This is a genomic window from Gordonia aquimaris (assembly GCF_026262595.1).
GTDB lineage: Bacteria > Actinomycetota > Actinomycetes > Mycobacteriales > Mycobacteriaceae > Gordonia > Gordonia tangerina.
The window spans coordinates 1-1,418 of record NZ_JAPKFM010000072.1 but is presented as its reverse complement, the minus strand read 5'-3'; the positions used below and the strand labels follow the sequence as shown (position 1 = coordinate 1,418).

At 62.8% G+C, this 1,418-nt stretch carries 1 protein-coding gene; it reads right to left on the bottom strand.

The window, feature by feature from the left end; translation table 11 throughout:
* Positions 1-33 precede the first annotated feature (33 nt).
* On the bottom strand, positions 34-1,308 hold the full coding sequence (locus OSB52_RS24605; protein ID WP_003946207.1) for an IS256 family transposase: 1,275 nt from the start codon (positions 1,306-1,308) through the stop codon (positions 34-36).
* Between the last annotated feature and the right edge of the window lie 110 nt (positions 1,309-1,418).

The following is a 1,418-nucleotide window of genomic DNA, read 5'->3' as shown; positions in this document are numbered from 1 at the left end:
GAGATATTGTCAAGACCTGTGGATGAGCGGTTTTCAGGCGGCCTCCTGGGTGCCTGAGGTGGCGTCGGGTTCGACGAGTTTGCCTTTCTCGAAGGTGGCGCCATCACGGACCAGTTTCACCAGATGTGGTGCGTTGACCGCCCGCCATTTCGACTGCGCGGCCTCGATCAGTTTGTAGGCCATCGCGATGCCGGCCGCGCGGGATCCGGGGCCTTTGGTGACTTTGGTCCGTAGCCGCACGGTCGCGAACGTCGACTCGATCGGATTGGTGGTCCGCAGATGAATCCAATGCTCAGCGGGATACCGATAGAACTCCAGGAGCACGTCGGTGTCGTCGACGATCTTGGCCACGGCTTTCGGATACTTGGCACCGTAGGTCTTCTCGAATGCAGCGATGGCTTGACGGGCATGCTGTTCGTCTTCGGCGTTGTAGATTTCCTGCATCGCTTTGATAGCGTTGGGGTGTGCCGATTTCGGCAGTGCCGCAAGCACATTGGCTTGCTTATGAAACCAGCAGCGTTGTTCCCGGCTCTCGGGGAACACCTCGCGGACCCCGGCCCAGAACCCGAGCGCGCCGTCCCCGACCGCCAGGGTCGGGGACGGCATGCCACGGCGTTTACAGCTGCGCAGCAGATCGGCCCACGACTCGGTCGATTCCCGGTAGCCGTCAGCGAGCGCGATCAACTCCTTGCGGCCGTCGGCGCGGACGCCGATCATGACCAACAGACACAGCTTCTCCTGCTCCAGGCGCACCTTGAGGTGGATGCCGTCGACCCACACGTACACATAGTCGGCGGTGATGTCGCGGTCGGCGAAGGCTGCGGCTTCTTTCTGCCACTGGGCAGTGAGTCGGCTGATGGTGGCCGCCGACAACCCAGCGCCGGAACCGAGGAACTGCTCGAGTGCCGGCCCGAAATCGCCGGTGGACAGTCCATGCAGGTACAGCAGCGGCAGGACCGCGGAGATCTCCGGGCTTTTGCGTGCCCACGCCGGCAGAATCTTCGACGAGAACCTCTGCCGCTCACCGGTGTCTGGGTCGACGCGCTTGTCGTTGACCCGCGGTGCCTTCACCGCAACCGCACCCGCAGCGGTCATCACCTCCCGCTCGTTGTGGGAGCCGTTACGCACCACCAGACGGTGCCCGTTCTCATCGACCTGATCGGTGAACTGGTCGATGTAGGCGGCGACCTCGGCGCGCAATGCCGCGGCGAGCATCTGCCGAGCACCGTCTCGGACGATCTGATCGAGGATGGAGCGGTCCTCGCCAGCCGGGTTGGAACCTTCGTTGGAGTTGACTACCGTGAGCACGAGGCGTGCCTTTCCGCCAGCGCTGCAACGCTGACTTGATCAAGTGACTACCAGGATCATATTTACGGGAAGGCACGCCCTCCCTGATCCACAGGTCTTGATCATTCCTC